This window comes from Thalassolituus marinus, from assembly GCF_020320395.1.
Classification (GTDB): Bacteria; Pseudomonadota; Gammaproteobacteria; order Pseudomonadales; family Oceanobacteraceae; genus Venatoribacter; species Venatoribacter marinus.
In genome coordinates this window covers 85,486-105,868 of record NZ_JAEDAH010000105.1, presented here as the reverse complement: position 1 = coordinate 105,868, position 20,383 = coordinate 85,486, and the positions used below count along the sequence as shown (strand labels likewise).

The following is a 20,383-nucleotide window of genomic DNA, read 5'->3' as shown; positions in this document are numbered from 1 at the left end:
GGTTATTCCCGGCTTTGACTTTCCTCCTGACTTGATTGTTCGCCGGGTGGGCGGTGTCACATGCGATTGCCACATCCCTCCCGTTCTGCATATTCCAGAAGAAGAGCTGGAATCTGTAGTTGCCCTTCTCACCTCGATCTGCAGTGAGTGTCGATTCAGAGCGGAATCAATTTCACCAATTTACATGGGTGATCCAGACTATGGTCCCCTCCCTTTTATCAACGCATACGACCACGTCCGCAGAGTTTCTGCCATTGAGCGACGCCATTTTCCATTTCAACACAAGATACAACCAGAGGAGTCTCGGCATGCGAGCTAACCATATACTGGCACTACTTTTCACGTGCTCGACGAGCAGTGTTTTGGCTTCTGAAGCCTATATTTCACTGGGTGCTTCACAGTCGGTTTATGAGACTGACGCAACAAGCGGAGGCCGTATGACATCACTGCTGTTCGCGGTTGAGTCTGAGAATGCTGCTGGCCAATTTCACAGGCTTAATTTGCAGGGTGCCTTGGCTGCTGAATCAAGCCCAGGCTCAGGCGATGATGAGTATCTCAGCATCGAGTATGGGATCGGTAAATACTGGTATCCAAGGGCATCCGCGCAGGACTACAGCATATGGGCGGGGCTTGGTCAGTGGTCAATGAAGGATGCCATCGGTACTTCTGGTGGGGTCGAGCGAAAATCTCGTGCTCTTTACTTCCCGGTTGGTTTTGAGGCTGCTATCCCTGTGACCAGCTCATCAACCTACTTCGTCTATGGTGGATCTGTTCATCTGGTGATTGATGGAACAATTGAAACGCCATCGGCCACGATCAGCAATAAGGGCGGGTACGGGTATTCTGGCTGGTTGGGATTCGACTTCCGCTGGTCCGATACAACCATGATTGAGACTCGATTAAACCTCACTAAGCGCACGATCGACGAGGGCGACTTCGAGCTGACAGATAACAACCTCTCTCTTTCTGTTCGCTTCTGACGGATATGGTTTATTTTGGGTGCCGCAGCAAGTGCGAGGAGCCTTGCTGCGGCGATGTTAAGGCCTGCTTGTCGCCATCAAGCAATATCCCTGAGTGCCATGGTGTTATTGGGCTGTCAACCTTTTAGCTTTTGTAGTTCTTCTTCCCAGCTTGCTACTTTTTCGCGCAGGTGATCGATATGACCCTCTCGACGGCGTTCTTGCGCCTCGCTTCCATCGCTCCTTTCGGCATTTCTTCTCAGCTCAGATTCAAGGTCGTCTTTCGCTGATTTAAGCGCCTTTTCGACCAGCTGAATTAACTCTCGCTCACGGGCGTCTACATTTCTCCGTAAGTGATCGATGTGTTCCTCCCGGCGACGCTCTTGCGCGATACTCCCGTCACTCCTTTCCGCATCTCTTCTCAATTCAGATTCAAGGTTTTCTATTGCTGATTTTAATGCTGCTTTCGCCTGATCTACACTCATGATTAATGCTGCCCTTCTCTACCAGTTTCGGTGTCACTATTGGTTTGTCCGCTACCCTCAGCTTCGCAGCCTTTCTTGTGCGTGTAAACCAAGACTGGGGGTTTCTCGCGCTGGTTGGTGGTAATGATGCTGGGGTGTATCATTATTTCCGTTGCATGAGGGATGACTATGAAGAACTACCTGCTGGCGGCTTTTTGTGTGGCTATTTGTGTATTTCTGCCTGCGCTTGATTATGCTGGTTCGTTGCGTTTTGCGGTTGCATTAGCCCTCCTGGCATCCGTCGTGGTGCTAGCTGCAATCTTCTTTTTCCGGGCTCTGCTTTGGGTTTTGAAAAATGGACGGACCTCTCCCTTGGTTATTGCGCACGATTCGAGCACTGGTGAAACAAGGGTGATGTCGGAAATAGAAGCTGGATCTCGGATGACAATACTCGACTAGCCTCCTCGTTTGCTCCGCTGAGGTGTTGTTTGGCGCTTCCCGGCTTTGTAGGGCGGCCAACAAGAGGCTGAAACCTCTTTGTCCTGGTGGTGGTAAATCTTTCTGGTATTTGGTCCAGGGAGCCCCTCTATCATCCACCGGAATGGCTTGTGGATGTCGATAACCTGAACGATCCCCAAAATAGTTGCGTTCATGACTTCGGTTATTTCGAATATTACGACAACGTTGGTGAATGTCGCCGTTTTGAACTGTGCAGCTCTTTCTTTTCTCCGGACAAAGTCGGTGAGTCTCAGGTAGCTACCCTGATTTTTCAGAATATCATTGCAACATTCCCGAAGGGTTGTGATAAGAATCTCTTCCGGCATTATGCAGCCCCTCTCTTGTCGCTCATGCTCTTGAACGACCCGAGCCAGGCCGCGCTCCCTGCGACCAGCTGCATCTGGCTTATCTCTCGCATCCTGGTCTCCAGGATGATCCTCATTCGTTTGCTCCCGTATCGGTTGCGGATCATGGGCCAGCGGGGTGTCATTTGGGTTAATGAAGAGTAGGCACACCAGTAGGCTCGTTTTATTGCCTCTTCGCTTTCAGGGACGATCGTTGTTACTTCCCAGGCGGCAAGCCGGAGCGCCGACTGGAAGCACAAGAATCGAGCTCTTTTGAATATTTTTTCAGGGTTCGCCCAGGCGTAGTTGTTGGTTAGGACGACTTTTTCGCGCCATGGTTGATAGCCACGCTCAATAATCCATTCCCCCAGAACGCATCCAAGCTCGGAATACTTACTCATCTCCGGTCCGACGTAACCAGCAACACTGTAATAGTCCCGAATTCGGCTGAGGAGTATATGTACCGCCCTCTCCCGATCTGTAATCGAGTTTGGATCAAGGAATGTTAGTTGAGCCCGAATCCGTGTCTTGTCCAACGGTTTGAGAGCATCGCTTTCCCCAAGTCCGGGATGGTCGTCTTGTGGGTTGTCGGTTCTGTAGCGAAGTTTGTCTAAGATCATGCGGTGAGACCTCTGTATTTACATATAAGGTCTCACTCTTTTTCTATGCGTCAATATTCCTGAGATCAAACGCCTTCGGGGGAGTAGTACAAGGTGGCACCACACTGGCCACAGTAATGCTCTCGATGGTAAGTCTTATTCATCAACGCTTTGGTTCGAACGTCGGACGACTGGCAGCGGTTGCATGCAACCCTTCCATTCCTGATCTGCTGTGGATTCAGCTTGATGTATTCACTGTATGTTTTGGTTTCAAACAACCTAAGCTGGCGAAGCTTATTTCTCATGATCGACATCCCAGAGAAAATAAAGATCCCCCCGACAGCAATGGGCAATAACGCACCCATTGATGATGCCCCTCCGACGCCGAGTTGTTGCAATTCATCATGCCTCATCCAGAAGGAGATAAACGCAATAATTCCGTAAAATACCGCAGCAGCCCCAATGATGATGAATGCTGACGTGAACACTACGACGCCGATCCGCTGGGATTTATAGTTTGGTGTCACATTCTTTCCTTTTGAGTGTATTTCTAATTTTTTGTGTATTTTCACTACTTAAAATAGGTGGTGTATCGACGCGATATCCAGCCATCGGTGGTAATTCCATTGACGTCAACGGTAACCAGCAGCCAGGAACGATTTGAACTATCCTGAACTTCTACCATTGTCCCTATGGGTAGGGATTCAATTACATTGGCCTTAGAGCTCGGCGCATCTCTCAGATTTAGATTTGACGCCGTAGTAACCCGGTAATTCTTCAATATATCCCTGTCGATCCCAGTTTTTGGATGCCTAGCATAACCTCTGATTTCCGCTGCACTGGTTTTACTTGATAGTTCTTTCTGAATTTCTTTTTCTGCCTTGATTGCATCGTAGATGTAGCTGCTACCGATGTTTGTCAGTATGTTCACGATAATCGTAAGGAAGAATATTAAAATAGCCTTTTCCCTGCGGGACCAATCCTGAAAGCTCTGAGCATCACTCGAAACCTCTGATTTTAGGCTTTCGAAACTGAGGCCTTCTGCCTGTATTTCTTGCAGGTCGTCATCCCATTCGCCTGATTGAATCTCATCAAGGGGCACGACGCTCATCAGGGTTTTTGCTTCCTCAACCAGCTTTAGAATTTCCATCTGAGGCAGTAAGGATTTCGCAATTGTGCTGGTCGCCACCATTGCCTGGGCGCTTTTCAGTGCATTCAGATCAATAGAGGGCAATGTTGGTATTCTCGCATTTGCAACGAGAGCCATGGCTGATCTCATTGTATTCGCGCTATTCACAAGGCGATAAGCGGCCTCGACTTCATCGCTTAACTTTCTTGCGGCTTGTAATGTAGGGGAATCAAAGCCAGCGAGCAATGCAGGGGATATTTGATTCTGTAAGCGCTGAATCGCCTCCATCCAAGGAGGATTCAAGATATTCTGGATGCTTTTGTCCATCTGCTAATATGTTCCTCCAGGATTGAATTCCAATTCGCTCGGTGGGCACCGCACTCTTTCCAGAACAACTTAAACTCACCGATGACAAAAGGGATGTTGTCCACGCCAGCCTCAGCCATCTCTTCTAAGATCGACTCGGATGGCTCCCATTCCATTGTCATAAATGTAGAGCCGGTAGCCCCCTTATTGCGCGAGTCTGACGCCCAGCGCATTCTGCAGAACTCACGGTACAGTTCGTCATAATTACCGTTGCGTACCGGTTTGCCCGTGTAAATGCGTTTAAATATGGGCAGGTATTCGCCTTCCAGTAAACACATTGGCAGGTCATCAACGGCTACCGTTGTGGGCGTCCATTCTGCGGATATCGTTGGTTGATTTACCGGTGCATTCAGTCCCTTGCAGAAACTCATAAAAGACTGATCAGAATGGGGTTCCGGGAAATGGCTTCGGTATGCGTCAAGCGCATCATTGATCCGGCCTTGCCCCATTCCAAATAGCTGTTTCAGTGATAACTCAACGTCTCTTCCTGGACGATACATTGTTCTGCTTAGCCTTCCAGAAGATCGATCTGCTTTTGCCGGAGCAGTACATTGTGTCTGGAGTTGTCTCCAACAATAGGGTCTTCACGATCGCGCTGGATTTGAAAGTAGTCCTCTCCGTTCTCGCGCTTATAGTTAACGTAATAGCCGTATATTCGCGACGTTCCGGATTCCTTCCTACTCCAGTCTTCACTGACAGAAAATTTTTCGAGCGCTGATAGGAAGTAGTTTCTGAAGTTGTCGAGACGATGGCCGGGGGTTAAGGCTGCGTGAATCTCATGAAGGGTGAACCACTTCTTTTCAACGCCAGGCTTGTTCCGGCCTGAAATGTAGGCTCTTGCCCAGTTGTAGAAGCGCTGAACGATACCGCTACGCTCTGTACTCAGTTCTTCATGACTCAAAAATAGGTTGAATGCTTCGTCGCTGATCAAGGAGTAAAACAAACGCTGCTCTAACGAAAACGTGTAATACCTTGGGCGGAGGTTCTCCATTGAATCCCCAAAGAGATCCGGCAGGCTGTCGTTTTCCCTCGCGCTTTCGAAGTTGTTCAGAAATTGAATTTTGTAGCGATCAGAGCGAATAGGCTGATCATCTTCAGTCTGCTTTGCCAGCAGGAACATGGAGAAAGTATTCATGAACCAAGGGTTGTCGCTGGCATCAACTTCGAATGTTGTGTCGCTCAACCTCTCCATCATGCCAACAACAATGTCCAGGTTGGTGTTAACGCAGCGCATTCCCATGAGGCTGCAAAGCTCATGGATGTCGATGTGAAATACGTTTGGAATGAAACGTCTGTCAAATCCAGCACCATACTGATCCGCCAGTTTCAGCTTGAGATGTTCAATGCGCTTCTTGCAGTAGGAGATGATGCAGCGCATCGCTCGCTGATCGGTCATCATCAGAAGACCGCTACCTTCTTTTGCGCTGCACGACGATGTGATTCTCAGCGGGTGACCATGAACTTTATAGGTTACGGATATGGATTTTCGCTCATCCTTGCTGGATACGCGCATTGCGGTGTCCAGGATGCCGTTGAATAGCTGCTGGTTAAAAAAGATGATGTCTTCCGGGCCGGAAAGAAGGAGGCCTTTCCTGTCGTTAGAAAACATTTCTTTTTGAGCGTTGATGATGGTCTTTGTCCGCCGACGCTGCTTTCCCCCGTCGCTTGCTTTTTTTGACTTTATGGGAGGAAGGAGGGCAAGGCTGGCGAGAGTCTCTATTTTATAGTGGTTGACGCGTTTACTTTCTTGAATCTGCGTCTCCATGGCGCAGACTTTTGCTTTCCTGAGCTCTGTGAGGCGTCGGGAAACCAAGGCATCGGATGCTCCCTGCCCTGCTTTGATGAGCTTGTCCTGTATTTGTGATCGCCCTACAAGGTAAGACCCGGCCTTTTGCTTTGTTTCTCCATTCTCACCGGCTATATCCAACAATATGAGAAGAAAACTTTGCAGCCCGTTTGTGATCGTCGTCAAACCTTCCACCAGTGGGCGCTGATTATACGCAACGGCAGACAGTTCAATGATGACCGTTTCGTTTGTCAGGGCGTCTGTTGGATTAGCCATGCTTAAAAAGTCTCCCTGCCAGTGATGTTGTAAGGCAGTAGCGCTTAACAGGTTACAGTTGTAAGGCAAGCTATAGTAAATGGGAAGGTCGCGCAAGCGATTTGTCGTTGATCAGCAGTGGAATTTCTTCCTGTTCGGAGATTTAGAGTGTGTTCTGCTGAGGCTGGAGCCTTATCCTGACTGAGCGGGTATCGCTCATCAGTCCAAGTGATTTTGAATCTTCGGTTGTAAGGCTAGGTTGTAGTAAACGGGCTTTTCTCGCGGAGGTTCACTTGTTCATCAGTTTCTGGCGATACGGTTGTAAGGCTAGCTTGCGGTAAATGATTGTTTTTTATGCTGTTTTTCGTGAGTGATTGATTCTGGGTATAGTCAGTAATGTCGGTACAGGTACAGGATAGTTTCTACAGGTGAGTACTGGTTTCTACAGTCAGTAACGTCAGTATAGTTAATAGTGAACAGAAATACTCTGTAAAAACAAAGACTTACCGTTACTTTTCCGGCATTTACTTTTTTATTCCCCCTTTTACCTTCTTAAATCGGGGTTTACCTTCTTATCTACTGGTTTACCTTTTTAATTTCCTGTTTACCTTTCTATCCACCCGTTTACCTTGCTATTACCGCGTTTACTTTGTTACCCGGTCATTTACCTTACTGTTTTCTCATTTACCTTCTTATTCTGACATTTACCTTGTTAAGTTGTGCGGGACGGGGGGAGAAGACCATGGGCTGGGCTCGCGTTTACTTTATTAACTGCTCGCTTCCTTTGACTGTTGTGGCCTCATTTACCTTCTTATTCCGCCGTTTACCTTGTTAAGTTGTGCCGGGTGGAGGGAGAGGGTCATGGATTGGGCCCGCGTTTACCTTGTTAGAGTCTCGTTTACCTTTTTATTTTGCCTTCTGAGTTGCCGCAATCTCTCGCCGCGCAGTCGATGGCTGTCTCTTTGGGATTGTTCTTAAGTTTTTCTCGGAATGATTGTGCAAGAAATGCCCAAGCGATGCAGGTTGTAAGGCTACTTAAGGGTAAATGGGATTTTGCTTTGTCATTCCCAACGCTGAGAGTCAGTCCTGCAGCTCCTTGTAGTGCCTCGCGCAATGCTTCATGAACTCTTCATGGTTCAAGCCGCACCAGTCCATGATGCGGTAGTGGCCGCCAGTCTCTCCAGGGATGTACTGGATATCCATGCCGTAGTCTTCGCGGAGACTACGGATGTAACGGTTGATCGTAGGCCTTGGGAGCTTCGAGTGTTCAGCAATATCGTCGATACTGGGCCTGCGAAGCTCTGTCAGGGCTTTCAAGATCAGGTATTTGCGAGCAATCAGCTTAGACAGCGCCACGCTTAATCGCCTTAATCTGAATGGATTCTGCCTCCACGGTAGCTGATCCGTGCTCCATGTGAATGGTCACCCTGCCCTCTTCATCGGATTCTGTTGAGAGGTCGAGCGTGCCCTCAACTTCGCCTTCCGGTGATTTCCAGATCACGTAAACCACGGTGGCCGGGAGAGTCGTTGCTTGTGGCTTTGGCTCTTCAGGAGGAAGGCTCTTGCTCTCCCCCTTTTCCTTATTTGTCTTACCAGTATTGGTGGTTTGGCCAGTTGCAGGGGGGGCGACAACGTTCTTATCGGTATCGTCTTTCTCGTTGGTGTCGGCAAAACTTTCGTGTTGAGTGTCGAACATAGTGCTTTCAACGGTAGCCGCATCTTCACTCTGCTTTTCAGGTGCTGAGGTTGGCTGATGCTCACCGTCACCAGCTTTGAGCTGCTTCACATACTCTTCGAGCTGCTTGCGGCTAAGCCCTTTTGTACGGGCCAATGCGCAAAGATCATGAGCCAACTCGGGATCTACCTTTTGGATTGATACCAGGTGATTTAATGACATTATGTCTCGGATCACCTCGTCTTCCACCAGCTTCAGGCCTTCCTCATCGAGCTCCAGCAGTTTCAGGTGAGTTGTGATGTAAGCAGGGCTTTTACCCAGGGCCTCCGCCGCCTCGCCTTTCTTAAGACCGAATTCTTCAATCAGAGACTGAATGCCCATGGCAATTTCCAGTGGGTGGTAGTTCTCCCGCTGAACGTTTTCTGCCATTTCGGCAATGAGCTCTTTTGCCGCATCGCTGTTTGGTTCGCGCACGATGCAGTCCAGAGTTGCGAGTCCCGCTTTAATAGCTGCACGATACCGGCGCTCACCCTTCTGAATGACGTATTTGCCATCAGAGTTTTTTGGCGACACAACGATGGGCTGCTGCTGGCCAACGGACTTCAGAGACTGGGCGAGTTCATCGATCCCCTTGAAGCGTGTCCGGAGTTGTTTCTTGGTTGCGATTTCATCCAGGGCGATCTCTTTCAACACCTTGCCCGGATTCACTCGGGCCTGATTTACCAGGCTGCTGATTGAGGCCATATTTCCAAATGAGCTTTTGCCTGTCATACGGCTTTCTCCAGAATTTCTTCAATCGTAGCCATCACTTCTTTGGCGGCCACATGGGCATAGTGGTAGGACCACACGGGCATACCCTCGCTTGTCGCAGTGTCTAATGGCGGGCGGTGCATGATCTTGTTTTCGAGCACGAGTTCGCCAAGACCGCTCATCAGCTTCTCATAAGCCTTGGCGTGGCTGACGCTTTTGGTGTCCATGTCGTTAACCACGATGCCGACAATGTTCAGATTAGGGTTGTATTCGTCGCGAACGCCGATGATGGTCCGGAGAAGGCCCTCTAAGCCTGTCAGAGCGAAACCACTCAGCTTAACAGGGCAGACAACGTGCGTTGCCATGGTCAGGCCTGCGATCAGGGCGTGACCCAGAGAGGGTGGGCAATCTACCAGCACGTAATCAAAGTCTTTTGCCAGCTGACGGACGTATTCGCGTGGGCGAAGAACATCATCCATGCGCAGACGTTCCGCCTCTGCCATGTTGGGGCAGTTTTTAGGGGTGTGGATCAGACTGATTTTAGATCCAGGGCGCTGATAGAGCTTAATCTCGGCAAGATTGGGCTGAAAAAGATCAGCGGCTTTTGTGGTGTCGCCGAAGTCATTTTCGTCGGTGTCCGGATCTGGCAACGCTATGCAGGATGAGGTGTTCCCCTGCATATCCATATCAATGATCAGCACAGACTTGTCGAGCTTTTCGCTGATGTAATAAGCGGTTTGCAGGCTGATGGTTGTCTTGCCCACTCCGCCCTTCTGTGAAGCGATCGCGATGATTTTGGTCATGGTGCGTCCCTAGTAATTTTTCCAACAGTCTAAGGATCATTTTTTGATATAGCAAGGACTGTAGTTCTAATCCAATAAAATTAGATATTGATGCAGTATCATTTTTTGATATTGTTTGTTGGTGGTCGCATCAGACCTGACGAAATCAAAAAAGGATGGTTTTATGAAATTGGTTAATTTTGTGGTTGTTGGATTTGCTTTGGTTCTGGCTGCGGGAAGTAATGCGGAAGAGAAGGCAAAGCCTGCCACTAATCTTCAGTGTGCAGAAGCCAATCGGAGTGGTTCTGTGGACAACTGGCAGATTGTTGCTGGCGAGTGCTTTGATCTTCGTAACTTTTGCGTGTCTGCCGGGGAGGTCTATCAGATAGGAGGCCGAGCTAAGTTGCGTGACGATGAGTGTGTTCGTCCGACTCATACGTTTGGTGGTCGAATGGACAACGCGATTTGGCAGTCTGTTAAGAATTAGGATGCTGATCTAAAAAAGAGCCCGGCATGTCCGGGCTCTTTTTTAACATGTTAAAAATGGGGTCAGCGTCTGTGCTGTCCGTAGCCCCCGAAATGCGCAGCTGGCTCTGGTGTTGGGGCTGGCTGCTGGTAATGACCGCCCTGCCCTGCTGTGTTCTGAGCAGGCTGCATGGGAGGCTGTGGGCGGCTATCGAGCATCAGTAGTTCTGTGCAAACAATTTCAGTCGTGTAGCGCTTGATCCCATCTTTTTCCCACTCCCTGGTCTTTAGTCGTCCCTCAACATAAACCTGAGCCCCTTTTTTCACATACTGCTGGATGATTTCAGCCAGGCGCTCATATGCAACTACCCGGTGCCATTCTGTTTGATCAACCTTCTGACCCGTCTGACGATCTGTGTAGCTCTCAGCCGTCGCGATCGTGAGGTTGGCTACTGCGTTGCCGTTTGGCATGTAGCGGATATCAGGATCTCTGCCAAGCTTACCAATGAGTGTGACCTTGTTGACGCTGCGTCCCATGAATTCCTCGCTCTAATCTTCGAATGTTTGGTTTTGCTGGTCGGATGATTTGCCATCAGCGGAGTTGAATAGGCCACCCTTAACCATGCTGGATAATGCGCTTCTCAGGTAATGCAGGCTCGAAGATGGTAATGGCTCTGACGTTATCTGAGGTGCTGCATTCCTGATAGTGACTGTGTCACCGATCGCTTCCAAAGTACCCCACTCCCCTGCTCCAAAAGACCCGATAAGTTCCGCTGAAACAGGTAGTAGGTAAAGCAGGGTGGTTCTGGGTTTTATGTGTTGCTCGAACGTTCTCAGCTGGATGCTTGGGCGTTCGTGATACGTCAAAATGCACACGGTGATTACAACCCCCGCTTTCCAGCCGGATATGTCTGCTGGTGCGCCTTGGTAGTGGAATGGGGAGTGCAGAACGACAGAGCATCCTTGCTCTTTCAGGAATCGTTCTGCCCGAGCCAGAAGGCCCGGTAGGGTGCTGAATTCTTCTTTCTGGTCCATGGAAGCTGGTGCGTCCTGTTTCATGCAACAGATTCTTCGAGATCGAGCGCCTGTTGATTCTTGCTATCGCCGCTCTCCGCGCTGTCGGCTTCTGAGGCGTCATCAGGCAGTTGAATGTTTGCCAGCTTTTCACGCAGCTCCTGCAGCATCTCAAGCTCGTCCCGATCAATCTCCAGCAGATACTTGCTGCCGTCATCCGATGGCTTCACATGATCGAGGTGACTGGTCAGGCGGCGAAACCCTTGGGAGAGTGCGATCGTGGTCTTCTTATCGAGACGTGGCTTTTTGGCAGGCTCGAAGACACTTTGAGCAACGGCCTTTTTGGTAACGCGCTTGGGTTTAGAGATAGTATCAGACCCAGTTTCGTTTGCCCCTTTATTTACGCTGGCGGCTACGTCCTTGATCATTTTGACCGCAAAGGTTCCGTGTTCGTCAAAGAGCTCTTGTGCATATGTCGCGGCAACAACATCTTGCTGGATGAGCATTTTAATTTCCATTGGCAGCTCCATGTGTTTGCGGAGCTGGCGCACGTGCTCTGGTGTGCGTCCGGTACGGCTTGCGATTTCGGCGTCACTCCATCCCCAGGCAGACAAGCGGCAGTAAACCTCAGCGCGCTCCAGGACGGAAAGAGGAGCTCCATCGTTTGATGTGGCGATGAGCAGGGTTTGTGTTGCCTCATCCCCTTTGTGTTCCAGAACCTCAATTTTGCGAATATCTGCACCAAGCTCATTGATGGCGATCTTCAGTGCGCGATTTCGGCGGTGGCCGTCGCGGATGAGGGCTTGTCCATCCTTAACCTTAACAACAATTGGTGGGATGTAGTCGCCGCGTTTGTAGGCTTCGGCCAAGGCCATCAACCGCTCTTTGACTTCAGGACGCTCCCAGTAGTTGTTGCAGTAAAGGCCGCGCGTGTTGAATCCATCTTCTTCAACGAGAAGATGCGGGCTGATTTTAAACAAGTCAGTTTTAGCAACATCGGAGTTGCCGATGTTGAGTGCCTTGAGAGAGTTTGCAGTCTTCGCAGTCATGGCGTTATCTCCGATGTGCGTTATTTCAGAATTGGCAGTGGGCGAAGGACGCGCTTTTGGCATCCAGTTCTTTGACGTGTACAGACATGCCGACGACTTTCTCGTAATCGGTAACGGCACTGATGTCGCCGAACATCACAGGGCGAACAGTTGCGCCGCGAGGGTTCTGCTTATCTGGGTATACGTTGAACAGGCAATGCAGGCGTGTTGATTTGGGCTGGCCACGAGTCCAGATGTCGTAGGATCGAGTGGCTTTAGCGTAATGGACAGCGGCATGGGCCAGCTTGGCTTCAATCTGAGCGTCTGCGGCTCCGGATGCAGTGACAAGCAGAAGCTCGCAAAGTACAGCGGACGCGATTGCAGGCTCGGCAATGGGCTTTGCATTGTTAAAGCTTTCCATGGGTACGCCAATGACGCGCTCGTGTCCTGTGCGGTAATCCATGAAGTAAAACATGTGGCATGCAAATGGATCAGAGTTCTTCAGCAGATCCAGTTTCCAGCCAGCGGCATTTGCATCTGCCTTTGAAAATGTTTTCCCGGTTGAGATTGATTCAGCCATCAGCTTGCTTCCTTAACGTGGTGTTTGATGCTGATTTGTACGTGTCCTTTATCGCTCACCTGCAGGTACAGGATCGCGCTTTCCAGTTTCACGGTTGCTTCAGCTTCTTCCGTTTTCTCATGAGATTCTGATCCGTCAACCCTGGTATCAATCAGTCCTGCAATCACCATTTTCGCCATCCACTGTTCCCATGTATCCGTTGCTGCGTCGGCTGCATCGGAGTGATGGATTTCGCCGTACAGGGATTGCAGGATATCTTCGGCGCATCCCATGTCCGCATCTGACAACTGCTGATTTGTGATCAGTAGCTTGTTGTTTGCGATGATGCATTTCTTCTTACCCGCAGTGAGTGCGTGTAACTCGTTCATTACTACCTCGGTCGAATAAAACGTGTGACTTAGCCAAGCATGCTTTTTGAACGCGTCAACGAAGGTGCGTTTTTTTAACATGTTAAAAAGAAGGGCGGAGCGATGGTGGAGGAGGGCTGGTGCCCTTTGAGCTGCAAGTGTCCTGATTCCAATTGCCGAAATCAGGTGGATGGAGCGCAGTCGTTTGGTGTGGTTTCTGCTGCTGGTTCGATGGCCTCAATTTTAACATGTTAAAATTACGACCAGTCTTTCAGTCGATGAAGGATGCAATGTGCCTCCCAGCCTATAGGTTATCGCAAGGTGAGTCTTCTTCGCAACTTGACGGGACGGGCGAGTGTGGCAATTTGAAGAATTCGATTGGCTTGGATGAGAATCATGAATGGACCAATTCTGGCTGTCTTTGCGTCTGTGGCGATATTGATTTCCGGATGCGCATCGCACCCTGAGTATGACCAGGGCGCAGTTAGGGATTCGTTGCGTCGAGAGGTCGCAACGCCTGAGGAGCTACTTGTCTGGAAGGATGGGTATGGCATACGGGGTGTTAGCTCAAGACCTGCTCGTCTTATTGATGTTCTTGGACCGGTGCGCTTGAACGGCGAGCGCCTGCCGGAAGCAATCCCTTCAGAGGCTTACTATTTCGATTGGTCGCAAGATGAGTACTGGCAAAACGATACTGATCGACGAGAGGTCGAAACTATCTTCCGGAAGCGACTTGTGTTTTATGGTGCTGAGAAGGCGATGGTGCAGCCGCTTCGTGTAATCGTTAGCTCGGATTCTGGTGGTGATGACTTACGCTTTGATCGGAGGCCTCTGGTGTGTAAAGCATCTCTAACTGGCTTGGTGCGAGTGGTTAGTCACGACAATGACGGGGCTGTCGCCCAGGATCTATTGCTGCCTTTGCATTCCGCACCGTTGTCGATCGATGGGTGTGCTATCACCCGCGAGCATATTCTCCTGATGTTGGATCAGTCGCTTCATGCCGCTTTCATCCGGCCATGCCCGGACCGTCGCTGGGCAGAGGATCGACCTACAGCTCCGTATCATCTGACTGGGCGTCAGTGCCTCCCTGGGTGATGTGGTGTGCTGGGGATGACGGTCCTGGGTCTTACCCGCCCGTTATTCGAGGGCTGTGATTTGTGGGTTTGCTGAGCGCCCGATTTTAACATGTTAAAAACTTCCTTTGATCTTTGGTGTTGAGAATGGAGATGCGTAATCCGCTGCGCCTAAAAAGGCACTGCTCAAATTGCCCTTTCCGAAACGATGAGAGTGCGATCCGTCTGGCTCCTGGCAGACTCCGGCAAATAGCTGATGCGTTGGTTTCTAACGATGCAGCGCCTTTTCGGTGCCATAAAACAGTTCACTATGGGGATGGTACTGCATGGTCGTCGCCAGAGGGTGTTTACCGAGAGCGGGGCGATGAAGCTATGTGTGCGGGTGCTGCTGCATATCTGATGCGGATCGGAAGGCCGACTATTGAGATGCGCGTGGGATTTATAAGCAAGCTTGCGGAGCCGGGGGATTGGGATGAGATCCTTGATCTTACAATCAGCCCTGAGGATATCCGTGGGGATTAATACTGCCCCTTTGAATGGTTGGCTTTTCAATGGGCTTGGTTGCTGAGGTTGTAGCCCGGTGAAAGCAGATGGTTGCGCCCTGGCTTAGTCGGTCATGATTTATTTAGCGTCCGGTATCTGTAGAAAGTGTTTCGCGCGAAACACTTTCTATGATTCTATTACTCAATGTAGGAAGTCGGTCCTTATTGCATTAAATGGATCGGAATTACTAAGAGCCTGATGCCCGCATGGCCGCTGGCTTTGTGTGGTCTGGGGTTCGCAAGATCTTTGTGCGGCCTGTCATGCATGATGAGGGGCTATTTTAGAGTGATCTGCCATTGGAACTATTTGACATACAGAAAGCGGACTACAGCTGGCACCCTGCGCTATTTGCGATGGAGTCCTGCGATAAAGACCCGAGAGCCTTGGATGATCTGGTTGAGCGCGTTAGGGATCTTGGAGGGGTAACCCATACGGTGTGTGTGTGCAGTGACAGAGGGGGGCGCTGGCTCCTCCTGACACCCCCACGAGAGGTTGACGCTTTCTTTACTGCGTACCAGGGCGGGAATATCAAGGTCAGAATTCTCTACAAGGAGGAGGCTGCAAGCGTACTCGTGAGCACGATCATGGATTGGCCTGGGGCTACCGCTGGGCACCATGCCGATGCTCTTCGGGAGGTTAAGGAGTGGTTTAATTTGCCAGACATTCAGATAGCCCGCATGGCAGGGAAGTCGCGCCCGGTGATCACCAATCTTTTACGCCTTAATAATCTCGACCCCAATGTGATGCTCTATCTTAAGCTCGGGAAAATAAGCGGAGCTCAAGCCAGAACCTTGGCGGCTTTAGATCGGCTTGAGCAAATTCGCTTATGTAATTCGTGCTTCCGCCTTGGCTGGTCTTATAAGCAGTTATATGAAGCTGCACACCCTAAGAGGGCCGCGAAACAGAAGGGCGTGGTGGATAAATCTCCGGATGTTAAAAGGCTGGAGAGAATAGTGACCGAGCGGTCCGGTGTTCTGATGGAATTCGATCCGTCAGATCAAACCATGACGCAAGGGACGCTGCGCTTTAAATTTGGGACGGTAGGGGAGATTGAGAGGCTGCTGGAGCTTATTGCCGGGACGTCGAAGAGTGAGTCGCAGAACGGGAAGGTGGAATTTGTCATTGAGAATTTAGGGCAGGTGGATCGTTTGCTCAGTAAGCTTATGACGCCACGGACGAAGAAGTGATTTTCAGAGGCTGGAAATAAAACAGGCCTCTTGCGAGGCCTGTTGATACTTCATATAGCGAACGAGAAGACAATCAGCTCGCCAACTACAATCAGCATCAAATGCGTAGTGTAATTTCTTACAACGTAGCTCATCTTAATTTCCTCTTTGTCGGATTGCCCCCTAAGCCAGCTTACAAAGAGAAAGGTCAAGCAAGCTTAGGGGACAACCCGACTCCAAGGAGACGGGCTGTTAGTTATCAGTGTAAGAAGGGCAATCCGACACTGAGGGCGCTTCTTTGCAGATGCGCGGAGGTTATACAGCAAAAGCCATAATGATCACTTCTGCCAAAGTGATGACAAAAGCGTATTGGGTTATAGATAAGCTCATGAGGTGCTCTCCGGTCTGGAGGGCACCAGATCCAAGAGGACTGTGCCCTCTTGGGTGGGGTAATAAAGTGAGATTCAACAAGGAAACTCAAGGATGACCGGTGGGCGATAAAGCTTTGGGCAGTACCCGTCGGGGCTCTCCCCAAAACTCAATCACACAACTATAGGATACGTCTCTCGCCCGACTCAGTCAAACCTGTTACTCCGGCTGCTAGATTTGAGCGCCGTAATGCCTCCTTTGTCGGCATTGGATTGCTTCGCCATTGGATGAAACCAGTTTCATTATCTAACGGGTTTTTACCGGTAATTTCCCACCTTTGGGATTTCACTCGGCTATTTCCTTTTGTGATGCGGTTTTGCGGGGAATTTACGGCACGTTGGGCGAGGATTTGAGCGTTTGAGATACAGCGCGGAGCAACAGCACTTGCAACACCAGGCAACATCTAAAGGTACTCTCTGCAACACTCCTTGCAACGGGCATGCAACACTATGGCGACGTATCTTTCAACACCCGGTGCAACATTCATTCATCATGTGATAAAGTGTGTGTGCGTGTTGGGAATTAACCCCACGTAATCAATGTAGAAGGCACCACGATGGCCGATTCAACTCTTGGAGATGTTCTCCAGCGGTTGCGGTTAGAAGGGAGGTTTTCTAAGGAAACTAAGACTGACCTCTTGGATAAGAGGATTGATCAGTTAAGTGCGTTTGTTGAGGATGCGGTCCCTTTATCCACGATGGTAATGGTTCTCGCAGAAGTTGGGATCAACGTTCACAAGAGCACTCTTTCTCGATACCTTCGAGATCAGTTTCCTACGGCCTATGCCAAAAATTACCCTCATAGGTTTTGCGGAAGCCGCCCACGACAAGCAACCGTCGAAGGCAAAAAACCTGATTCGCCTCGTTCGGATCATGCAAGTCCCCCCTCTAAAGGCTCTGGTAAATCGACTAAGCCTCGCTCCAACCCCAAAAAGAAAACTACGAAGACCAGACCACGAGAAACCACCTCGATGGTTGATGATTACTTAGCACACAATTTGAGTGAGGGATGAACATGTCATCTAAAAACAAACAGCCTGAGATTCGTCGGGCACCCAACATTCTTGTACTGAGCACTAAAGGCGGGACAGGAAAAAGTCTTATATCGCAGCAGATTCTTGCCACTTATAACCTTGCACGCTTTGGTGTTGCGAAGATTGTGGAGCTTGATGATGAGAACTTGGATTCTTCCTGGCTGTCTGGTGCTGATCGATCTGCTATCAAGGCTAGCCAAGTGGTTTTGGGAAGTGATCCGGATGAGTACGCGCGATCAGTTGCTGATGCAATACCGCTTGATGCAGAGGGTCTGATTGTTGATGTCGGAGGTAATCGAACTGCGACCATCGTAATCAAAGAGCTTTCGCGATTGGCTGCTCGTGCTTCAGTTATTGACGCGGTTTGCATTCCGATATCTGACAACAGAATGGGTGTGCTGAATGCCGAGAAGACTCTGGCTGAAATTTCTAGTTCGCCGGGTGGGGATAAGCTTCTGGCGAAATGTTTCATTGCTCTGAACCGGGTTCGCTCGAAAAAAGCTAAGTCAATCGATGATCCTTCGCTTGTGCGTCGCTTCCGGCAAGCTGTGTCTTTGGCTAAAAAATGGAAGCTGCCAGTTGTTATTGTCCATGATATGGATGGCGTTGAGAATTTGGCTCCGCTCGGAAAGACAATTTACGAAATATCTAAGATCGGAGATTCGCTTACCGAGGAATTGTCCGAGCAAATTATGGCGGCTCATAATGAAAAGCAGTTTGAGAAGGTGACCTTGCTTGATGATCTTCAGTGGTCTGTTAGTGTTGCAGCCTATGATTTTGCTCCGCTCGTTGAGTTTGCGCACGATCAGTTGGATGTCATCATGCGGGATGTTGGTCGCTAGCCATGTCGGGGTTTGATCTGGATGACGCTAGTCGAATACTCTCTGGCCTGACCACGGTTAGGCTGTACCTGGAAGGGACGAAGGGTAGTCCTGGCGCACTGTCTCAGATTTCTGATCTTTTGGCAGAAGCTAAGGCCGTGTCTCGGGATTCTCTAATTCGGCAGCAGTCTATCGATTATCCCGTGGATGTTAACGAACTACTGCTTAGCATAAGGCTTTATCATGAGGATCAGATTTCTGAAGCTTTTGATAGGGTCGAATCAATAATCAAATCCCAAGCAGCGAAAGAGGATGCGTCTTCCTGCTTAGATGAGGAAAGGGAACGCCTGGCTCGTATATTGAAAATAAAACGCCGTCACGTCGTCCGTCTTAAAATGAAAGACTTGCGGTCGCGGATTCGATTGCGAGTTCTTAGTTTTGTGTGTGCCTTCCAGTTCTTGGTTATAGTGGTGCTAGCGGCAATTTTAATTTGAGTTTCGTGATTCTCTGCTTCTGAAATGAAAAAGCCCGCTTGCGCGGGCTTTTTTTATGAGGCGTTTTTCAGGTGAGTGAGTAGTGCCTCTCCGAGGGTTGATGGATCTGTTATGTGAATGACAGACCCAGTAATCGGGATGGATTCAACATCTATGGCTATCCAGTAAGCTGTTGCTTTTGAATTGCCAATTTTCTCCTCCACGATCTGCGCGGTTTTTTGGTGTATTTGACCGTCGGTAATGACAATCAAGGCCTTGCGGTTTTCTCGAACATCTTCGAGTTCGAGCAGCGCATCCTCAATAGCACCAATAAGAGGTGTCCCTCCGCCTGCTTCCAGTCCAGTCATTGCTGGGCTGGGCGAGGCGTTTCTTGGTACGATCTGATCGACTTCTGATGTCACGCCAGGAAAGCAAGTAACGCGACAGGATACTTTACGGGTTGCGTGAACAGCTTTAGCAAGCCCGTAAGCAGCTGCCAGTGCCTTTTCGGCGCGATCACCACTCATTGAACCAGAGAGGTCTATGGCGACAGTGATTGCGGTGTCGAGAGCGGGCTTGTTGATCCGGTGGTCGAATATTCTTGGGTCGTTAACTGCAACCCGCGATAGCTTCGATGTTTTGAGTCTATTTCCCCGTCTTGCGACGGAAGATTTGACTCTGCTTTCGGATTCAAAAAGCTGCTTTATTACCTTTCCGACTGAAGCGGTGACTGATTCCGCTGACTGAATGATGCTAAAGTTCTCAGCCAGGCAAAGGTCGGGTCTTGCTCCCATGCCTGGTAATGCTTCGGCATAGCCAAAGCGCTTTACTGAGTCCTGGATGACATCCTCAACCTTACGCGCAATAAGCCCTCCAAGGTCGTCTGATAACTCTCCAGATTCAATGGAGCTGGCCAGAGATTCCTTGGCCTTTTCCAGATCTTCTGCCGCTATCGGTTTTGCTTGCTGACCTATGCCGTTGCCCTGATCGTTGCCCTGATCGTTGCCCTGATCGTTGCCCTGATCGTTGCTCTGATCGTTGCCCTGATCGTTGCTCTGATCGTTGCCCTGATCGTTGCTCTGATCGTTGCTCTGATCGTTGCCCTGATCGTTGCTCTGATCGTTGCTCTGATCGTTGCCCTGATCGTTGCTCTGAAGAGAGCTAAGGTAGGCTACGAGTTCGTCGCTTAGATCGCGGCATTCTGCGGTGCTTGCGGTGTATTTTGATTTAATCAGGAATGAATCCAGATCATCCAAAATGTCACCCCAGTTTTGCACTACGTCTTCTGCAAGCAGATCAAGCAACTCATCAGATACAGTGTGGCGTCCGAGAGTTTTTACCTGACCGTGATAGATGACATATCGGGAAACCGATTCAAATGCATCGCTCGGGCCGGTGTTTTTTCTCGATTCGAGCATTTCTGCACTAATCTCTCGCCAAGTGTTGGTTAAAAACTCGATAGAGCCACGAAACAAATTGCACATGTGTCTTTCAATGCGATGGTCTTCTAACGCATTCAGAAACGGTGACGTGTCTGGTGGAATGTCGAAGTTCGTCTCGCGAACGTGCCCGCTTTCGTGAATCAAGTAACCGAGGAGAATGTCCTTTTTTGTTACCTGGTCCAGCTGTGGCAGCGTGATAGTGCTCCCGTCAGTGCTTGCCCCGTCTCCGGAGAAGCGAACTGAAACGTTACATTGTTGAGCGATGGAGCGTGCGATGCGTTGAAATGATGGAGTGGTCATATGACCTCCTTTGGGTTGGAATTGATCACCCGGAACTGGCCGAATGAATTTAAAATCCCATT

20 protein-coding genes are annotated in these 20,383 nt (G+C 49.7%); 6 read left to right on the top strand and 14 right to left on the bottom strand.

Annotated elements, in window-relative coordinates; translation table 11 throughout:
* Positions 1-437 precede the first annotated feature (437 nt).
* Positions 438-980 carry a hypothetical protein gene (locus tag I9W95_RS17755; RefSeq protein WP_225677355.1) on the top strand — a complete coding sequence of 181 codons (543 nt, stop codon included), beginning with the start codon at positions 438-440 and terminating at the stop codon, positions 978-980.
* Between the two features lie 116 nt (positions 981-1,096).
* Here I9W95_RS17755 and I9W95_RS17750 read toward each other — a convergent pair whose 3' ends face one another.
* A complete protein-coding gene (locus I9W95_RS17750) occupies positions 1,097-1,444 on the bottom strand; it encodes a hypothetical protein (protein ID WP_225677353.1) in 348 nt (115 codons plus the stop codon).
* Positions 1,445-1,612: 168 nt separating this feature from the next.
* Here I9W95_RS17750 and I9W95_RS17745 point away from each other — a divergent pair, with 168 nt between their 5' ends.
* On the top strand, positions 1,613-1,882 hold the full coding sequence (locus I9W95_RS17745; RefSeq protein ID WP_225677352.1) for a hypothetical protein: 270 nt from the start codon (positions 1,613-1,615) through the stop codon (positions 1,880-1,882).
* Between the two features lie 364 nt (positions 1,883-2,246).
* Here I9W95_RS17745 and I9W95_RS17740 read toward each other — a convergent pair whose 3' ends face one another.
* The 8 genes from I9W95_RS17740 to I9W95_RS17705 form a co-directional block, all read right to left on the bottom strand.
* The gene (locus tag I9W95_RS17740; protein WP_225677350.1) at positions 2,247-2,885 is read right to left on the bottom strand and encodes a hypothetical protein; all 639 of its coding nucleotides are present in this window, start codon (positions 2,883-2,885) and stop codon (positions 2,247-2,249) included.
* A gap of 65 nt (positions 2,886-2,950) precedes the next feature.
* Positions 2,951-3,391: a hypothetical protein gene (locus I9W95_RS17735; protein WP_225677348.1), complete on the bottom strand. Its 441-nt coding sequence runs from the start codon at positions 3,389-3,391 to the stop codon at positions 2,951-2,953.
* 44 nt (positions 3,392-3,435) lie between these two features.
* Positions 3,436-4,320, bottom strand: coding sequence for an SH3 domain-containing protein (locus I9W95_RS17730; RefSeq protein ID WP_225677346.1), 885 nt, complete (start codon positions 4,318-4,320; stop codon positions 3,436-3,438).
* Positions 4,293-4,859 (bottom strand): DnaT-like ssDNA-binding domain-containing protein, encoded by a 567-nt coding sequence (locus tag I9W95_RS17725; protein WP_225677344.1) that lies wholly within the window; start codon positions 4,857-4,859, stop codon positions 4,293-4,295. Before I9W95_RS17725 ends, I9W95_RS17730 begins: the two co-directional genes overlap by 28 nt.
* 8 nt (positions 4,860-4,867) lie before the next feature.
* Complete coding sequence (locus I9W95_RS17720) at positions 4,868-6,421, bottom strand: hypothetical protein (RefSeq protein WP_225677343.1); 1,554 nt, start codon at positions 6,419-6,421, stop codon at positions 4,868-4,870.
* Between the two features lie 1,059 nt (positions 6,422-7,480).
* Positions 7,481-7,756: a helix-turn-helix domain-containing protein gene (locus I9W95_RS17715; RefSeq protein ID WP_225677341.1), complete on the bottom strand. Its 276-nt coding sequence runs from the start codon at positions 7,754-7,756 to the stop codon at positions 7,481-7,483.
* Positions 7,743-8,846, bottom strand: a complete 1,104-nt coding sequence (locus tag I9W95_RS17710) for a ParB/RepB/Spo0J family partition protein (RefSeq protein WP_225677338.1) — start codon at positions 8,844-8,846, stop codon at positions 7,743-7,745. The genes I9W95_RS17715 and I9W95_RS17710 overlap by 14 nt, the downstream gene beginning before the upstream one ends.
* Complete coding sequence (locus tag I9W95_RS17705; protein WP_225677336.1) at positions 8,843-9,628, bottom strand: ParA family protein; 786 nt, start codon at positions 9,626-9,628, stop codon at positions 8,843-8,845. Before I9W95_RS17705 ends, I9W95_RS17710 begins: the two co-directional genes overlap by 4 nt.
* Before the next feature lie 163 nt (positions 9,629-9,791).
* Between I9W95_RS17705 and I9W95_RS17700 the strand changes: the two genes are divergently transcribed.
* Positions 9,792-10,094 (top strand): hypothetical protein, encoded by a 303-nt coding sequence (locus I9W95_RS17700; protein ID WP_225677335.1) that lies wholly within the window; start codon positions 9,792-9,794, stop codon positions 10,092-10,094.
* A gap of 62 nt (positions 10,095-10,156) precedes the next feature.
* Here the strand turns inward: I9W95_RS17700 and ssb are convergent, their stop codons facing one another.
* The 4 genes from ssb to I9W95_RS17680 all read right to left on the bottom strand — a co-directional run bounded on the left by ssb (position 10,157) and on the right by I9W95_RS17680 (position 13,062).
* Positions 10,157-10,609 carry a single-stranded DNA-binding protein gene (gene ssb, locus I9W95_RS17695; RefSeq protein WP_225677333.1) on the bottom strand — a complete coding sequence of 151 codons (453 nt, stop codon included), beginning with the start codon at positions 10,607-10,609 and terminating at the stop codon, positions 10,157-10,159.
* 518 nt (positions 10,610-11,127) lie between these two features.
* Positions 11,128-12,135 carry a ParB/RepB/Spo0J family partition protein gene (locus I9W95_RS17690; RefSeq protein WP_225677332.1) on the bottom strand — a complete coding sequence of 336 codons (1,008 nt, stop codon included), beginning with the start codon at positions 12,133-12,135 and terminating at the stop codon, positions 11,128-11,130.
* 25 nt (positions 12,136-12,160) lie between these two features.
* The gene (locus tag I9W95_RS17685; RefSeq protein ID WP_225677330.1) at positions 12,161-12,694 is read right to left on the bottom strand and encodes a hypothetical protein; all 534 of its coding nucleotides are present in this window, start codon (positions 12,692-12,694) and stop codon (positions 12,161-12,163) included.
* Complete coding sequence (locus I9W95_RS17680) at positions 12,694-13,062, bottom strand: hypothetical protein (RefSeq protein WP_225677328.1); 369 nt, start codon at positions 13,060-13,062, stop codon at positions 12,694-12,696. The genes I9W95_RS17685 and I9W95_RS17680 overlap by 1 nt, the downstream gene beginning before the upstream one ends.
* Before the next feature lie 1,308 nt (positions 13,063-14,370).
* Here I9W95_RS17680 and I9W95_RS17675 point away from each other — a divergent pair.
* The 3 genes from I9W95_RS17675 to I9W95_RS17665 all read left to right on the top strand — a co-directional run bounded on the left by I9W95_RS17675 (position 14,371) and on the right by I9W95_RS17665 (position 18,127).
* Complete coding sequence (locus I9W95_RS17675) at positions 14,371-14,514, top strand: hypothetical protein (protein WP_225677326.1); 144 nt, start codon at positions 14,371-14,373, stop codon at positions 14,512-14,514.
* Between the two features lie 715 nt (positions 14,515-15,229).
* Positions 15,230-15,844 (top strand): hypothetical protein, encoded by a 615-nt coding sequence (locus tag I9W95_RS17670; RefSeq protein ID WP_225677324.1) that lies wholly within the window; start codon positions 15,230-15,232, stop codon positions 15,842-15,844.
* Positions 15,845-17,266: 1,422 nt separating this feature from the next.
* A complete protein-coding gene (locus I9W95_RS17665) occupies positions 17,267-18,127 on the top strand; it encodes a hypothetical protein (protein WP_225677321.1) in 861 nt (286 codons plus the stop codon).
* A gap of 526 nt (positions 18,128-18,653) precedes the next feature.
* Here I9W95_RS17665 and I9W95_RS17660 read toward each other — a convergent pair.
* Positions 18,654-20,321 (bottom strand): cobaltochelatase CobT-related protein, encoded by a 1,668-nt coding sequence (locus tag I9W95_RS17660; protein WP_225677319.1) that lies wholly within the window; start codon positions 20,319-20,321, stop codon positions 18,654-18,656.
* Positions 20,322-20,383 lie beyond the last annotated feature (62 nt).